The sequence below is a fragment of the Amycolatopsis sp. NPDC031561 genome, assembly GCF_055580625.1.
Window position 1 is genome coordinate 50,585 of the sequence record NZ_JBVILA010000012.1, and the last position, 14,747, is coordinate 65,331.

Here is a 14,747-nt window from a genome sequence, read left to right on the forward strand (position 1 = left end):
TCGTTAGTTCACCAGTCGATCGCCCCGCGCTCGCCGTAGAACGCTCCGGTCGGTCCGTCGTCGGGCAGGCTCGCCAGCCACACCGGGACTGCGGGCGACGCGGATGGCCAGATCGCACCGCCGCCCTCGTCGGCCTCGGCGTCGGTCGGGCCGGGACTGCAGGCGTTGACGAGGATGCCGGAGCCGGCAAGCTCGTCGGCGAGCACGCGGGTCAGCGCGTTGACCGCGCACTTCGAAACGCGGTAGGCAGGCAGGTTCGCCCGCATCGAGGCGAGGCTGCCCAGCCCGCTCGAGATGTTGACGATCCGTCCGTAGCGGTGGACGCGCATCAACGGCACGACGGCCTGAGTGAGCTGCCAGGCGCCGATCAGGTTGGTCTCGATCGTGCGCCGGACCAGCTGCGGGTCGACCGTGCTCGCACCGTCGTCGTCGTCGAGCAGCACCGCCGCGTTGTTCACCAGCACGTCGCACCGGCCGAGAGCGCGCAGCAGCCAGTCGGCCAGCCGGGCGATCGATTCCGCGTCGTCCACGTCGAGCTGGCGAACCGCGACCCGGTCCGCGAGGTCGCCAAGGAGGTCGACCGCGGCCCGGCCTCCCGCGATCGGTCGGCAGGCCAGCACGACCCGCATGCCGTTCGCGGCCAGCATCCGGACGATATGCAGCCCGAGGCCGCAGCTGGCGCCGCTGACGAGGGCGACCCGGCCGCCGGCCGACTCGTCCGACGACGGCTCCGGCGAGCCGGCGAGACGGCCCGTCGTCACCGCCAGCAGGGCCGGGAGCTTCGTGCCGTTCACGGCATCGGGCCTCGGTACTATTCGTGGCGGATGGGCGGGAAAACCAGGTTGACACGACACATGAGTGCCCTCCTCTCGTCTCGATAACTCCGTCTCCGTGCTTATGCCCCGGCGAAGTAGTGCGGAATAGGCAACCTTCGTTCAAGTCCTGGGGGGGGCCGGCGCGGCGGGCGCGGTCAGCAAACGGGCGACCGGTGCCGTCATGGTCCGGGCGATGTCGGCCCAACCGACAGCTCGCACACCGTCGACACCTGCCTCAAATGCATCCGAGCCAAGCCGGAGACCGGCGACAAGGCCGAGTTCGCGCGGGCGGCCGGCCCGAGCATGGCACGGACGGGGCGGACGCGTCATGCCGACGAGGTCGCCTGAAGCTTTGATCGATGTTCACACACAGGCTTCGGCGGAGCAACAGTCCATTTGCCAATAGGTCCATTGTGGACGATAACGAGACGCGTTCGGAATTCCGGCTTTCACGCCGCCACCGCGGCGATCTTCGCCGTGCGGGAGGCAAGTCCAGCCGCCGTGCGGAGAGACCGGTTCCGGTGACAAGACGCCTCGGCCGAGGGTGGTTACGTTGGCCGTGGGAGGCCCCGCATTCCTCATTCCAGGCATGTCCGGCCGGCAGGCACCTCATCGAAGAAAGGAATCCAAGGTGACGGAAAGCATAAGCGATACCGTGATCCGAGGGCTGACGACCGAACAGGTGGAGTCGTTCAAGGAGAACGGATTCCTCGGGCCGTTCGACCTCTACGCCGAGGACGAGGCTCCGCTGGTCTGGAGCCAGGCCATGATCGACATGGTGACGTCGGAGAACAAGCCGCACGACTCGACCATCATCAACTATGACCGGCACCTCGACTGTGACACGCTGTCGCGGCACATCGCCCAGCCCGCAATCGTCCACAAGCTTCGCAGCCTCATGGACGACGACATCATGTGCTGGAAGACGCACATCTTCGAGAAGGAGCCCGGCGACTCGGGAACGGGCTGGCACCAGGTCGAAGCGTTCACCGTATTCGAGTCGGAAGACGTCTCCTATCCCTCGCTGCGCTACACCGAGGAGTCCACGGCCGCCACGCAGGAGCTGACCGTCTGGACGGCCTTCTCCTCGGCGGACAAGGAGCACGGCTGCCTGCGCTTCCTTCCTGGCAGCCACAAGCAGTGGTACTACGACGAGACGAAGCCGATGTCCTACAACGTGGAGAACAAATCTCACGACTTCTTCGGCTACGACTACGCGGAGCTCAAGCTCGACAAGGACTGGGATCCGAACAAGCAAGAGATCGTCGACATGGAGCTGAAGGCTGGCCAGTTCGTCATCTTCCTTGCCAAGTGCGTGCACGGCTCCAACCCGAACATCAGTGGCGACAAGCGCGTCGGGCTGGCGTCCCGCTACGTCTCGCCGTCCGTGCGGGTCTACGAGCACATCAACCAGCTCAGCGGGTTCGGCGACGCGATCGACCTCGACTACCACGGCGGCGTGATGGTCTCCGGCGAGGACAAGTACGGCTACAACCGGATGCACCAGAACAACCTCAACGGCTTCCCGTTCCCGAAGGTCGAGAACAATGGGCGCTGACGACTACCGGCACAAGCTCGCCGAGTTCCTCTTGACGCAGCCCGCCGGCGCCGGCCTCACCTACGAGCAGATCGTCCAGGGCCAGTCGCGGCAGGAGCTGGGCATCAGCTCGCTCACCATGATCGTCGTGCTGATGAACTACCTCAAGAAGTACACGAACGGCGGCGTCGCCATCCGCCCGGAGTGGGTCCCGCGGCTCAATGACATCGACGGCATCGCCTCCGTGCTGCGCGAGATCGACGCGAGCGCGGCCGATCCGGTCCGGTCCTGAGCTGGACCCGGCATTTCCGTTGTCCCCTCGGCCGATGGAAGGAAGCATGATCTCGGATCACGAAGACATAGGCATCGGCTCATTCGCGTGCGCCTTCGGCGACGTGGAATGCAAGCCAGAGAACATCCCCGATTTCGAGGCGCTCTGGGACACCGTGTCGTTCGGAACCGACTTCGCCGAGATGGGATGCACAACTTACCGGAAGATGTCGGGCCCGGTGGAGGATTATGTCGTCGACGCCGTACGCCAGACTCTGCGGTCCTCCGGCACCGCGGCTACGGACGTCGACCACCTCGTGTTCGCGACCAGCGACCCGGCCCTCGCCCTGCTGCCGCCGGACTTCGCGGAGCGCGTGCTGCTCGCACTGGACCTCGACCACTGCGTCCCGCATGTCGTGTCCTTCCAGCGGTGCTGCAGCTCGCTGACCGCCCTGCGGCACGGCGAGCGGCTGTTCGCTGATCCGGAGGTGACGCATGTAGTGCTGGTCGCTGTCGACTTCATGCCGCAGGACCGCGACCGGGTGCGCTCCTACGCCATCTTCGGCGACGCGGCCGCCAGCTGCCTGCTGACCCGGACCGGATCGGGACTGGTGCGGCTGCTCTCGTCCGCGGTCAAGGTGGACCCGGAGGGGCTGCGCGGCCGCGACACCTTTGTCTCGCGGAAAGACGTCGCCGAACGGACGCTGTCCGCGGTGCTGCGCGCCGGTGACCGGCGGCCTGGACAGCTCACCAAGGTGTTCGCGGCCAACCTGCACAAGCCGCTGACGTTGTTCAACGCGACGTCTGCCGGGCTGGGGCCCGACATCCTGCACTTCGCCGACACGCTCGCCGCGTACGGGCACTGCGGAAATGCCGACTGGATGATCAACCTGCTCGACTATCACGAGCGGTCCGGCATCCGGTCCGGGGAGACGTATCTGGCGCAGTCCCTAGCGCCCGGGTTCTACGCCTGCGGGCTCCTCGAAGGAAGCGCGCAATGAGCGGAGATCTGTCCACAACGGACTGCATCGGGCCGATCGCCGTTCCGTACGGCGTGATGGGCGCCCTGCACTGCCTCGCCTCGGAGGCCGGGGCAAACGACTTCGTCACGTTGTCGGTCTGCGCCGGCGTGCTGGCGCGACGGCTGCCGCGCCCGGGCATCGGCTGCCGCGTCCTGGTCACCCGGGGGCCGCTCGAGGCGATCGTCCCGGAGACCGGTGCTCCGGACACTTCCCTCAGCTTCCGCGAGGCGCTCCGGCTGGCCCTCCCGCCAAGGCCCGCCATCACGCTCGGCAACGGGTCCGACGACCCGCGGGTAGCCGTGACGATCCTGATCGCCCGGGCAGGCCGGCATCTGTACGTCGAGACCGAGACGGACTCCGCCGACCTGCCCACCGCGCAGGCCTGGGCCCGCTCTTTCCTGCAGCTGCTGGAGTCCCTGGCGAAGGACCCCGATCTGCCGATGCTCGACCACCCGCTGGTCGGCGACGAAGAGCGCGAGCGGATCCTGGACGGCCTCAACCCGCAGCACGACCCGGAGATCCGATACTGCACCCTGGCGGAACCGTTCCAGGAGCAGGCGGAGCGCACCCCGGACGCGGTCGCGCTGCAGGACGAGGACGGGAACACGGTCACCTACCGGGAGCTGAACGAGCGCGCGAACCGGCTGGCCCACCACCTGCGCGAGCGCGGCGCCGGTCCCGGCACGCGGATCGGCATCTGCCTCCAGCGCGGCATCCACCTGGTCGTCGCGACCTACGCCGCGGCCAAGACCGGCGCCACCTACGTTCCTCTCGACGCCGACCTGCCGGACCGGCGCATCGCGCTGATGCTGGCCGACTCGGCGCCTCGGCACGTGCTGACCGACCCGGGGTGCCGTCGTCGCATCCCGGACGGCGCCTGGGAGATCCACGACGTCCGCGACGAGCCGGCCTGGGCAGGGCGTCCCACGACCGATCCGCTCGACGACGGCGCGGCCCGCGGGCCGGTCCACCTCCTCTACACGTCGGGAACGACCGGTAATCCCAAGGGCGTGGCCTCTCGCACGACCGCCGCACTGGCCAACGTCTTCTGGATGCAGCGGCAGTACCCGTTCCACCCCGGCGAAACGGCTCTGTTCAAGTCCTTCGCCGGCTTCGACATCCATATCTGGGAGATCTTCTGGCCGTTGTATCACGGTGCGCGCGTGATGATCTGCCGGCCCGGCGGCGAGCGCGATCCGCGGCACCTCGCCCGGGTCGTCCGAGACCACGACGTGTCGATGGTCTTCATGGTGACGACGATGCTGCCTGCCTTCCTGGACGAGATTTCCGCAGTGGGCGCCGACGCGCTGCGGTGGGTCGTCTGCGGCGGCGAGTCGATGAGCCCGCGGATCCCGGCGGAGTTCTACGCCGCGCTGCCCGCGAGCACCCTCGTCAACGCCTTCGGCCCGACCGAGGCCGGACCGGTCACCGACAACGTCATCGAGCCCGGCTGGGACGGCCTCTCCGTCCCCATCGGCAGGCCTGCCGACAACTTCCGGGTGACCGTGCTGGACGCCAACCTCGATCTCGTGCCGGTCGGCACACCCGGGGAGGCCTACATCAGCGGCGTCGTCGGCCTGGCGGACGGCTACTGGCAGCAGCCAGGCCGGACCGCCGAACGGTTCGTCGCCGATCCCTACGGACCGCCGGGAACGCGGATGTACCGCACCGGCGACCTCTGCCGACTTCGCGAGGACGGCGCGCTGGAACACCTCGGCCGGATCGACCGGCAGGTCAAGATCCGCGGGCTGCGGATCGAACCGGGCGAGATCGAATCGGCGCTGGCCGCCCACCCCGCGGTCGGCGACTGCGCGGTGACCGCCCACGGACAGCCGCTCCGCCTCCTCGCCTTCGTCGTACCCGCCGTCGAGCACGCCGACCTGGACCCCCAGGCGATGCTGGACTACCTGGCCGGGCTCCTGCCCAGCCAGATGCGGCCCGAGCGGGTCGTGCCCGTTGACCGCCTGCCGGCGACGGTCAACGGCAAGCTCGATCACGACGCGCTGATCAAGGTCTGGCAGGAGCTGACCGAACGCGAGCGCGCGGTCGTGCCCCCCGCCGACGAGCTCGAGGCGCGCCTGGTCAAGGTCTACCAGCGAGTCCTGGGCCCGGCGCCGATCAGCATGCTGGACACGTTCGTCGCGCTCGGCGGCCATTCCATGCTCACCTTCCGGCTGCGGGACGAGTGCGAGGCAGCCCTACGGGCCGTGCCCGACCTGACAGAACTCCTGCACGGGACGCTGCGCGACGTGGCCGCGACGATCCGCGACGGCGGCCCCGAGACGAAGGGTTCCGTCGCCGCCGGAACCGCTGGACGAGAACCGGAGGACGGTTTTGGACACGCTGACGACCGGTGACGCGGAGAAGCTCGCTGACGCGCTTCGCGGCGACCTGATCACTCCGGCGGACCCCCGCTACGACCACGCCCGCCAGGTCTGGAACGGCGACATCGACCGGCGTCCGCCGCTGATCGCGCGCTGCGCCGACGCGACGGACGTGGCCACGGCCGTCACATTCGCCGCCGGGCGGGGCCTGCCCGTCGCGGTACGCGGCGGCGGCCACAGCGTGGCCGGGCAGGGGCTGTGCGACGACGGCCTGGTCGTCGACCTGTCCCGGATGCGCGCGGTCGAGGTGGATCCCGAGCGCAGGCTTGCCCACATCCAGGGCGGCGCGCTGTGGCAGGACGTCGACCCGGCCACCCAGGCGCACGGCCTGGCCACGACCGGCGGAATCGTCAGCGAGACCGGCGTCGGCGGGCTCACTCTCGGCGGCGGAATCGGTCACCTGATGCGCCGCTGCGGACTGGCCACGGACAACCTGGTCGAGGCCGACCTGGTGACCGCCGACGGCCGCCACGTCACCGTGGACGAGACGAGCGACCCGGAGCTGCTGTGGGGATTGCGCGGCGGCGGCGGCAACTTCGGGACCGTGGTGCGCTTCGGTCTCCGGCTCCACGAGGTGGACCCGACCGTCCTGGCCGGGATGCTCATCCATCCGCTGGACGACGCGCCGGCGGTGCTCGCCCGCTACCGCGACCTGATCGCAGAGGCCCCGGACGCGCTCGGGACGATCCTCAACCTCCGGCTCTGCCCGGCCGTCTCGGCCATTCCCGAGCGGCTGCACGGGACCCCGGTCGTGGCCATCATCGTGTGCTGGTCCGGCGACATCGACCAGGGACAGGCGTTCCTGCGCCCGCTGCGCGAGTTCGGGCGCCCGGTGCTGGACACGGTCGCCCCCATGCCATATGTGGTCCTGCAGCGCATGCTCGACGACACGTCACGCGCCGGCGACCGCTACTACTGGCGTTCGGTGGACTTCGGGCCGCTCACCGACGAGATCATCTCGATCATCGTCGAGCACGTTTCCCTGATCACCTCGCCGCTGTCGGCGGTGCCGGTCTACCACCTTGGCGGAGCGGTCGGCCGGGTGCCGTCCGAGGACACCGCCTTCGGCCCGCGCCACGCCTTTCACGACATCAACATGTTCGGCCACTGGTCGCCCGACCGGGACGATCGGGACCGCCACGTCGCCTGGGTCCGCGACTTCAGCGAGGCAATGGCGCCGCACGCCGTCGGGCAGTACGTCAACTTCCTCAACGACGAGGGAACCGACGGCGTGCGGGCCGCGTACGGCCGGCGCTGGCAGCGCCTGGTCGCGCTCAAACGGCGCCTCGATCCGGAGAACCTTTTCCGATACAACTTCAACATCGATCCGAGCTGGCCGGATGAGCAGGACGCATGAGATTCGGCATCCAGATCGTCCCGGAGGACCGCTGGCAGACGGCGCGCGTGAAGTGGCGCCGGGCCGAGGAGCTGGGATTCGACCATGCCTGGACCTACGACCACCTGAACTGGCGGGCGTTCCGCGCGAAGGACTGGGCCACTGCGATCCCGACTCTGACCGCCGCCGCGGTGGAGACCACCCGCATCGGCATCGGCGTCCTGGTCGCCTCGCCCAACCTGCGCCACCCGGCCTACCTGGCCAAGGAAGTCACCACCATCGACGACATCGCCGACGGCCGCCTCATCCTCGGCCTCGGCTCCGGCGCCGTGGGCTTCGACTCCACGATGACCCGCCGAACGCCGTGGAGCCGTCGCGAGCGCACCGAGCGGTTCGCCGAGTACGTGCGGCTCTCCGATCTCCTTCTGCGGCAGCCGGTCACCACCTTCGACGGCCGCTACTACGTGGCCGACGAGGTTCATTCGCACCCGCTGTGCCGTCAGCGGCCCCGCGTCCCGTTCGCCGTCGCCGCCGCCGGGGCCCGCGGCATGCGCTTGGCGGCCGAGTACGGCTCCTACTGGGTGACCACCGGCGAGCCCAACCGGGTCGAGAGCGCGCCGTACGAACAGGCGCTGCCCATCGTCCGCCGTCAGGTGGAGGCGTTCGAGAAAGCCTGTGTGGAGGCCGGACGCGACCCGGCCGACGTGGCCCGATTGCTGATCTGCGGCCCGAGCGTGGGCGGCGTCCTCGACTCGCCTGCGGCGTTCTTCGACGCGGCGGGCCGGTTCGCCGAAGTCGGCATCACCGATTTCGTCGTGCAATGGCCGCGGCCGTGCGAGCCGTTTTCCGGAAAGACCGAGGTGCTGGAGAAAGTGGCCGAGGACCTGAATCGTCCCCGAAACACATGACGCGGCGACGGAATGACAGTCGCCTAGCATCTCAGAGGGAGTTTACAATTCGACTGAAGAGAATGGCGTGATCCGATGCGAACCCATTATGTAGCGGACACCCCACTTGATGACGCGCTGCTCGCCAAAGACCTCGAGCGGAGCGAGACGCTTCCGTGGTCCGAGGCGCACAGCGACTACGTTTCCGACGGCGCCTACAAAAGCTGCATGATCTGGACCCGGGGCGGGCACGCCGGCGACGGAGTGGTCACCAACTACGATCACCGCCGTCCCTCCGCCTTCACCGAGCACGGCAACCAGCTTCCCTATCTGCGCGAGCTGATCAGCTCGGTGGTCGACCTGGACCGGCTGAACTTCGTGCGGCTGGCGAAGGTGCAGAACAGCGTGATCATTCCGCACCGGGACCTGCTGGAGCTCAGCGAAATCCCGGACGACGCGCGCAGCGTCCACCGGGTGCACATCCCCCTCATCACCAATGAGAACTGTTTCTTCAACGAGGGCAACACCGTGTTCCAGATGCGCCGGGGCGAGATCTGGTTCCTCGACGCCTCTCAGATCCACTCGGCGGCGGCGCTCTCCACCGAGGCGCGGGTCCACCTGATGCTCGACTTCGTGGGCACGCCGTCCACGAAACCATTGGTCAAGATCGAGGGCCGGAGTGCCGACGCCGGCATCCCGGAGAACCGGACGGTCAAACGCCCACCGCTCACAGACGCCGACCGTGACGGCCTGCTGCACCTGGCAGGCGTCATCACGATGGAAACGGTCGACGAAGTATTCAGCATCGTCATAAAGAAACACTACCGGTACGACGGCGGCGACGATTTCGTGTGGACCACGATGACCGAGATCGCGCGCGCTTCCGAGGACCCTGCGGTAGTCCGGCACATCGAGGAGCTGCGCCGTTACTTCATCTTGGAACGGTCCGCCGAATAACGACGCGAGTCGTTTCCCGGCGGCGGCTCAGTCAGGAGAGAATCTTGGCCCCAACCACATCTGACGTGGTCTGCCCGGCGCCACTGGTCGGGGCGATCGACCACGTGGGCATCCAGACGATGGACCTGGAGAACGCCGTCAGCTGGTACCAGGAGTTTCTGGGCGGCACGGTCTCCTGGGAGATGACCGACGGCTTCTCCGAGCTGAGCCTGCGGCGGCTGCCCGGGCTGGCCCGCGTAGTCGAGGTGGCCGTTGGCGACATCCGCCTGCACCTGTTCACCCGCGACACCGGGATCCACGCGCCGCCGACCGGCGAGGCGAACCAGTTCCAGCACCTGTGCCTCCGGGTCGGCACGCCGGAACAGCTGCGGCTGTGGCGGCGCCGATGGCTGGAGCTGTTCGAGTCGGGCCGCTACACCTTCGTCCGCGCCGAGCCTGCCTCCGAGATCGACATCGACGCTCAGGGCATGCAGAGCTTCTACGTGTACGACGTCAACGGTCTGGAGGTCGAGTTCACCTACCAGCCGGACACCGCCGAGGGACGGGACATCGCCGATGGATCCGCTTGAGACACCGGCCGTCGTCACGGCCGTCCCGCTCGGGGCGGAGTGGGAGTTCGGCGGTCACCCTTACGGGCTCGAGCCGCTGGCCCTGCCCACTCGGTGGGTACCGCGAACCGCGGCCGCCGACCCGGTGCGCATCGAGGAGTTGCGGCGCCTGCTGGCGCAGGTGTCCCCCGCCTCGGTCCGCCACCTGCGCCCGGACAGTGCCGAAGAGATCGACCGGCTGTTCTGGTTCCGGTGGATCACCGCCCACCAGACCACGTTCCTGCTCTGGCAGCTGCTCGCGGCCGTCCTGGAGGAGAGCGAGACCGCGCCGGGTGAACACCGGGAGCTCGCCGCGCAGGCGCGGCTGCTGGTGTGCGGCTACTCGCTGATGCTGATCTACGCGAGCTCCGCTCCCCGCGAGATCTACGGGCGGGTCATCCGGATGCCGATGGCACGCCAGCACGTCAATCTCAGCGGCGCGTGGGCGCGCGACTACGCACCGGTGCGGTCGCTGATCGGGGGCAAGGCGGCGTTCGCTCCCGGCGTCGCGGCGGACGCCCTGCGCCGCGAGTGCGAACTCAACGAGCAGGTCCACGAAGGAATCCCGGACAAGGTCCTGCCGACGGGCGTGTCTTCGCTGCTCCGGAGCCCCAAGCCGAAGGGCGGCAGGCAGATGCACCGCGACACGTTGCGGTGGCTGTACGACGGCATCTTCCTGACCAGCCGATCGGCGGTGTCTCACCACCAGCTCGCCCACCAGCTGGTTCGCCGGCTGCACGCCATTTTTCTCGACGTCACCGCGAACGGCCTGTACCCCTCCTTCGCGTCGAGCGCGCAGGACGAACCGCCCTGCCTGCGAACGCCGGAGCTGATGCAGCGCAAGGCGGCGCTGGCCGACTACGTCCTGGAGATCCTGTGCTTCGCGGACGCGCCGGCAAGCCAGGCCCACCCACCGACGACCGTCCGGACTAGCTCCTGATGCGAGAGTTGAGGTTTACATGACCGCCGCGCCGAACCAGTCGCTCAACGAATCGCGATACTGTGCGGACACGTTCAACGGTGCCGTGGCCGCAGCCGCCCTCAGCGCGGCCTGGGACATCGGCTTGCTGGACGAGCTCGCCGACCAGGACGCCGTCGAGGTATCCGAGTTCACCGCCCGCACCGGCGCCCACCTGGAGGCGGTCCGCAAGATCCTGGCCGCGTTGTCCAGCCGCAGGATCGTGGTCTTCGACGCCGGACCGGACCTGGCCCGGCGCGGACCGGGATTCGAAGAGGCGTTCCGGACAAGGGGATTCTTCTACTGGCTAACCCGGGGCTGCGGCGAGCTCTTCACCGACCTCACCACCCTGGTCCGCGCCGAGGAGCGCGCCGACCGCCAGATGCGCCGGGACGCGCGGGCGATCAGCGTTGCCTGCCGGAGCATCGCCCGCAACTTCTTCGACCCGCCGCTGCGGGAAGTCCTCGACGGCATCGACTTCACCACCGTCGCCGACCTCGGCTGCGGCAGCGGCGACCGGATCATCATGCTAGCCGAGCAGCGGCCCGACATCCGGGCGATCGGCGTCGACATCGCCCGGGGGGCGTTGGCGGTCGCCGGCGAGGCCGTCCGGGAGACGAAGCTGGAAGACCGGATCACGCTGACTCAGGACGATGTGCTGGACATGTTGCCGCGGCCGGAATACGCCGACGTCGACCTGGTCACCTGCTTCCTCATGGGGCACGACTTCTGGCCGCGGGACAGCTGCGTGAAGACCCTGCAGCGGCTCCGCGAGAACTTCCCCAACCTGCGCCACCTCATCCTCGGCGACACGTGCCGGTCCGTCGGGGTCGAAGGCCCGGACCTGCCCATGTTCACGATCGGGTTCGAGACGGTGCACGCGATCATGGACCAGTACCTGCCCACGCTCGACGAGTGGTACTCGGTCATCGAAGAGAGCGGCTGGCGCCTCGCCGATCAGCGGCTCATCGACCTTCCCGCGTTCAGCTTCATCTTCCACCTGACCCAGGCCTGATCCGGCCATACCTGGAGGAACGCCCATGGACACCAGTTCCGCAAGCGCCGGCGTCGCCGCACCGGCCGCCCGGACCGATCTCCCGCTGTTCCGCGAGATTGCCGGGCATCACGCGCCGACGCCGTTCTACCTGACCGACGACATGTTCGGCGGGCTGTCGTTCGAGCTGGCAGGCGGCGAGCTCAGCGACAAGGTGGACAAGCCGGTGGCCGCTCCGCACACCCACGAAGTTCCCGAGATCTACCTGCTGCTGTCGCCGAACCCGGGCGGCGGCGTGATCGAGGTGGTCGCCGACGGACGCCATCACCTGCTGAGCTCGCCGGCTACCTTCTTCATCCCGGCCGGGACGGTGCACCACTTCGTCACCCGCAAGGCCGAACCCGGCACATACTGCCTCGGCCTGCTGCTGACCGGGTCGGCCCAGCGATGACAGCGGCCGGGAAGGCGAGCCGATGACCGTCATGCGCCCCCAACTGACCGGGACCTTCGGCGCCGTAGCCGCGACGCACTGGCTCGCCTCCGCCGTCAGCATGGACATCCTCGACCGCGGCGGTAACGCCTTCGACGCGGCGGCCGCGGCAGGCTTCGCCCTCCAGGTGGTCGAGCCGCACTCGAACGGACCCGGCGGCGACGTTGTGATCTCCGCCTACGCGCGCTCGACCGGCAAGGTACACGTCATCTGCGGCCAGGGCCCCATGCCGCAAGCGGCGACCATCGACCGGTTCGCCAGCCTCGGCGTCAAGCAAATGCCGGCGGCCGGCCTGCTCCCCGCGACCGTGCCGGGTGCGTTCGGGGCATGGACGCGCCTGCTCGCCGAGTTCGGCACGATGCCGCTGGCCACCGTCCTCGAACCGGCGATCGGCTACGCCGCCCACGGCTACCCGCTGCTGCCCGCCGCCGCGTCGACGATCGCGGCGATGGCTCCGCTTTTCCGCACGGAGTGGACCGCGTCGGGCCGCACCTACCTTCCCGGCGGCGAGGCTCCGGTGGCCGGCTCCCGGATGCGCAACACGACGCTGGCCGACACCTACGAGCGGCTGGTTCGCGAGGCACAGGCCGCGTCGACCGACCGGGTGGCCCAGCTCGAAGCGGCCCACCGCACCTTCTACGAGGGCTTCGTCGCCGACGCGATCGACCGTTTCTCGCGGAACACCGAGGTGGTCGACTCGACCGGCAGCCGGCACCGCGGCCTGCTGACCGGCGACGACCTGGCGGCCTGGCAGCCTGGCGTCGAGGAACCGTGCGAGCTGGCGTACGGCGATTTCACCGTCCACAAGCCGGGGCCGTGGTCGCAGGGCCCGGTCTTCCTTCAGCAGCTGGCCATCCTATCCGGCTGCGACCTGCGCGGCATGGGGCTGGGCAGCGTCGAATACGTCCACACCCTCGCGGAGGCGGCCAAGCTCGCGTTCGCCGATCGCGAGGCCTGGTACGGGGACCCGGCGCATACACCGGTGCCGTTGGCCGAACTCCTGGCGCCCGCGTACACCGCGCGGCGGCGCGCGCTGATCGGCGACCGCGCGAACCTCGATCCCGAGCCCGGCCGGGTCGGCGACGGCGAGCCATGGATCCCGCAGGCCGAACCGGAGGAGCCGGGCCCCGACGAGCCGGACTGGCTGACCCAGCTGCGCAGCGGCCTGCCAACCGTGACCGCGGCCGTGCCTCGCGCCGGCGCCGGGAACACCTGCACGGTCGCGGTCGTGGACCGGTGGGGCAACCTGGCGGTCGCCGTGCCGAGCGGCGGCTGGCTCAAGAGTTCGCCGGTGATCCCGGACCTTGGTTTCGCGCTGGGCACCCGCGGCCAGACGGCCTGGCTCGCCGAGGGGCACCCGAACTCTCTGGCGCCCGGACGGCGTCCCCGCACCACGCTGAGCCCCACGCTCGTGCTGCGCGGCGGCGAGCCGTTCCTGGCCTTCGGCACGCCGGGTGGCGACCAGCAGGACCAGTGGACCCTCCACGCGTTCCTCGCGATCGCGGAGTTCGGACTCGAACCGCAGGAAGCGACCGAGCGCCCGGCCTTCAACATCGACCACTTCGCGCAGTCGTTCGCGCCGCGCCTCTCGCGGCCGGGCTCGGTGGTCGTGGAGCGCTCGTTCGGTCCCGAGGTGCTCGCCGGGCTGGCTCAGCGGGGCCATCGGGTCGACGAGGTGCCGGCGGGCACCCTCAGCAAGGTCTGTGCCGCCGGGGTCGATCCCGGCACCGGCTTCGTCCGGGCCGCGGCCGGCCCGCGTGGTCGTCAGGCGTACGCAGTGTGTCGCTAGTGAGGCGGTAAGCCATGTTCGTGCCCAGCCACTACCGGATCGAAGACGAGGCATGGCACCGCTGGATCATCGACGGACACCCCCTGGCGACGCTCGCCACCAACGGCGCGGACGCGCCCTTCGCCACCCGCCTGCCCGCCCTTGTCGCACCGGGCGAGCCCGAGTCCGGCCCGCTGGCAGGCACCGAACTCGTCGGCCATCTCAACCGCGCCAACCCGCATTGGAAGGCGCTGGCGGACGGCACGTACGCCCGGCTGATGTTCGACGGACCGGGGGGCTTCGTCACGCCCGCGGCCTACCCCGGCGACCCGGCCGCCCCGACGTGGAACTTCGCGGCCGTGCACGTCTGCGGCCGCCTCAGGCTGATCCGCAGGCTGGAGGAGACGCTGGAGGTCGTCCGGTGGACGGCCGCCCGCCTGGAAGGCCGCTTCGGGGCGGGCTGGGACCAGACCGCGTCGGTCGACTACTTCCGCCGGATCGCGCCCGCCGTCGGCGCGTTCCGGCTGTCGATCGAATCGGTGGAGGCGCTGTTCAAGCTCAGCCAGGAGCAGCCCGCGGACGTCCGGGAGTCGGTGATCTGCCGCTACGAGGCCGACGCCAGCGGTGCGGGCCGTCCGATCGCCCGGCTGATGCGCGAGACCGGGATGGGCCGGACCGAACAGTCCCCGGCCTGCCCCTTCTGAGCCTGCCCGGCCAAGCGCTGGAGGCAGCGCCCGGCCGG

At 69.5% G+C, this 14,747-nt stretch carries 14 protein-coding genes; 13 read left to right on the top strand and 1 reads right to left on the bottom strand.

Features of this window, described 5'->3' with window-relative positions; genetic code table 11:
- Positions 1 to 8: 8 nt before the first annotated feature.
- Positions 9 to 794: an SDR family NAD(P)-dependent oxidoreductase gene (locus tag ACZ5IK_RS23515; RefSeq protein WP_465489609.1), complete on the bottom strand. Its 786-nt coding sequence runs from the start codon at positions 792 to 794 to the stop codon at positions 9 to 11.
- Positions 795 to 1,446: 652 nt separating this feature from the next.
- On the opposite strand from ACZ5IK_RS23515, the gene ACZ5IK_RS23520 reads away from it, so the two are divergent.
- The 13 genes from ACZ5IK_RS23520 (at position 1,447) to ACZ5IK_RS23580 (ending at position 14,709) form a co-directional block, all read left to right on the top strand.
- Positions 1,447 to 2,373 carry a chlorinating enzyme gene (locus ACZ5IK_RS23520; protein WP_465489610.1) on the top strand — a complete coding sequence of 309 codons (927 nt, stop codon included), beginning with the start codon at positions 1,447 to 1,449 and terminating at the stop codon, positions 2,371 to 2,373.
- A complete protein-coding gene (locus tag ACZ5IK_RS23525; RefSeq protein ID WP_465489611.1) occupies positions 2,363 to 2,644 on the top strand; it encodes a hypothetical protein in 282 nt (93 codons plus the stop codon). The genes ACZ5IK_RS23520 and ACZ5IK_RS23525 overlap by 11 nt, the downstream gene beginning before the upstream one ends.
- Positions 2,645 to 2,690: 46 nt before the next feature.
- Complete coding sequence (locus ACZ5IK_RS23530) at positions 2,691 to 3,623, top strand: hypothetical protein (protein WP_465489612.1); 933 nt, start codon at positions 2,691 to 2,693, stop codon at positions 3,621 to 3,623.
- Positions 3,620 to 6,001: a non-ribosomal peptide synthetase gene (locus ACZ5IK_RS23535; RefSeq protein WP_465489613.1), complete on the top strand. Its 2,382-nt coding sequence runs from the start codon at positions 3,620 to 3,622 to the stop codon at positions 5,999 to 6,001. Before ACZ5IK_RS23530 ends, ACZ5IK_RS23535 begins: the two co-directional genes overlap by 4 nt.
- Positions 5,979 to 7,385 (top strand): FAD-binding oxidoreductase, encoded by a 1,407-nt coding sequence (locus tag ACZ5IK_RS23540; protein ID WP_465489614.1) that lies wholly within the window; start codon positions 5,979 to 5,981, stop codon positions 7,383 to 7,385. The genes ACZ5IK_RS23535 and ACZ5IK_RS23540 overlap by 23 nt, the downstream gene beginning before the upstream one ends.
- Complete coding sequence (locus ACZ5IK_RS23545; protein WP_465489615.1) at positions 7,382 to 8,272, top strand: LLM class flavin-dependent oxidoreductase; 891 nt, start codon at positions 7,382 to 7,384, stop codon at positions 8,270 to 8,272. The genes ACZ5IK_RS23540 and ACZ5IK_RS23545 overlap by 4 nt, the downstream gene beginning before the upstream one ends.
- A gap of 75 nt (positions 8,273 to 8,347) precedes the next feature.
- A complete protein-coding gene (locus ACZ5IK_RS23550) occupies positions 8,348 to 9,208 on the top strand; it encodes an aspartyl/asparaginyl beta-hydroxylase domain-containing protein (protein ID WP_465489616.1) in 861 nt (286 codons plus the stop codon).
- Positions 9,209 to 9,252: 44 nt separating this feature from the next.
- Positions 9,253 to 9,777: a VOC family protein gene (locus ACZ5IK_RS23555; protein ID WP_465489617.1), complete on the top strand. Its 525-nt coding sequence runs from the start codon at positions 9,253 to 9,255 to the stop codon at positions 9,775 to 9,777.
- Positions 9,764 to 10,735 (top strand): hypothetical protein, encoded by a 972-nt coding sequence (locus tag ACZ5IK_RS23560; RefSeq protein WP_465489618.1) that lies wholly within the window; start codon positions 9,764 to 9,766, stop codon positions 10,733 to 10,735. The genes ACZ5IK_RS23555 and ACZ5IK_RS23560 overlap by 14 nt, the downstream gene beginning before the upstream one ends.
- A gap of 19 nt (positions 10,736 to 10,754) precedes the next feature.
- A complete protein-coding gene (locus ACZ5IK_RS23565) occupies positions 10,755 to 11,768 on the top strand; it encodes a class I SAM-dependent methyltransferase (protein ID WP_465489619.1) in 1,014 nt (337 codons plus the stop codon).
- A 25-nt stretch (positions 11,769 to 11,793) separates the two neighbouring features.
- On the top strand, positions 11,794 to 12,198 hold the full coding sequence (locus ACZ5IK_RS23570; RefSeq protein ID WP_465489620.1) for a cupin domain-containing protein: 405 nt from the start codon (positions 11,794 to 11,796) through the stop codon (positions 12,196 to 12,198).
- Positions 12,199 to 12,220: 22 nt separating this feature from the next.
- Positions 12,221 to 14,026 (top strand): gamma-glutamyltransferase family protein, encoded by a 1,806-nt coding sequence (locus ACZ5IK_RS23575; protein ID WP_465489621.1) that lies wholly within the window; start codon positions 12,221 to 12,223, stop codon positions 14,024 to 14,026.
- 14 nt (positions 14,027 to 14,040) lie between these two features.
- Positions 14,041 to 14,709: an FMN-binding negative transcriptional regulator gene (locus ACZ5IK_RS23580; RefSeq protein ID WP_465489622.1), complete on the top strand. Its 669-nt coding sequence runs from the start codon at positions 14,041 to 14,043 to the stop codon at positions 14,707 to 14,709.
- Positions 14,710 to 14,747: the final 38 nt, after the last annotated feature.

What these genes read in the sequence shown, in the direction of transcription:
- ACZ5IK_RS23525 (WP_465489611.1), top strand. Translation starts at nt 2,363, where the DNA reads ATGGGCGCTGACGACTACCGGCACAAGCTCGCCGAGTTCCTCTTGACG.
- ACZ5IK_RS23530 (WP_465489612.1), top strand. Translation starts at nt 2,691, where the DNA reads ATGATCTCGGATCACGAAGACATAGGCATCGGCTCATTCGCGTGCGCC.
- ACZ5IK_RS23535 (WP_465489613.1), top strand. Translation starts at nt 3,620, where the DNA reads ATGAGCGGAGATCTGTCCACAACGGACTGCATCGGGCCGATCGCCGTT.
- ACZ5IK_RS23545 (WP_465489615.1), top strand. Translation starts at nt 7,382, where the DNA reads ATGAGATTCGGCATCCAGATCGTCCCGGAGGACCGCTGGCAGACGGCG.
- ACZ5IK_RS23550 (WP_465489616.1), top strand. Translation starts at nt 8,348, where the DNA reads ATGCGAACCCATTATGTAGCGGACACCCCACTTGATGACGCGCTGCTC.
- ACZ5IK_RS23560 (WP_465489618.1), top strand. Translation starts at nt 9,764, where the DNA reads ATGGATCCGCTTGAGACACCGGCCGTCGTCACGGCCGTCCCGCTCGGG.
- ACZ5IK_RS23565 (WP_465489619.1), top strand. Translation starts at nt 10,755, where the DNA reads ATGACCGCCGCGCCGAACCAGTCGCTCAACGAATCGCGATACTGTGCG.
- ACZ5IK_RS23570 (WP_465489620.1), top strand. Translation starts at nt 11,794, where the DNA reads ATGGACACCAGTTCCGCAAGCGCCGGCGTCGCCGCACCGGCCGCCCGG.
- ACZ5IK_RS23575 (WP_465489621.1), top strand. Translation starts at nt 12,221, where the DNA reads ATGACCGTCATGCGCCCCCAACTGACCGGGACCTTCGGCGCCGTAGCC.
- ACZ5IK_RS23580 (WP_465489622.1), top strand. Translation starts at nt 14,041, where the DNA reads ATGTTCGTGCCCAGCCACTACCGGATCGAAGACGAGGCATGGCACCGC.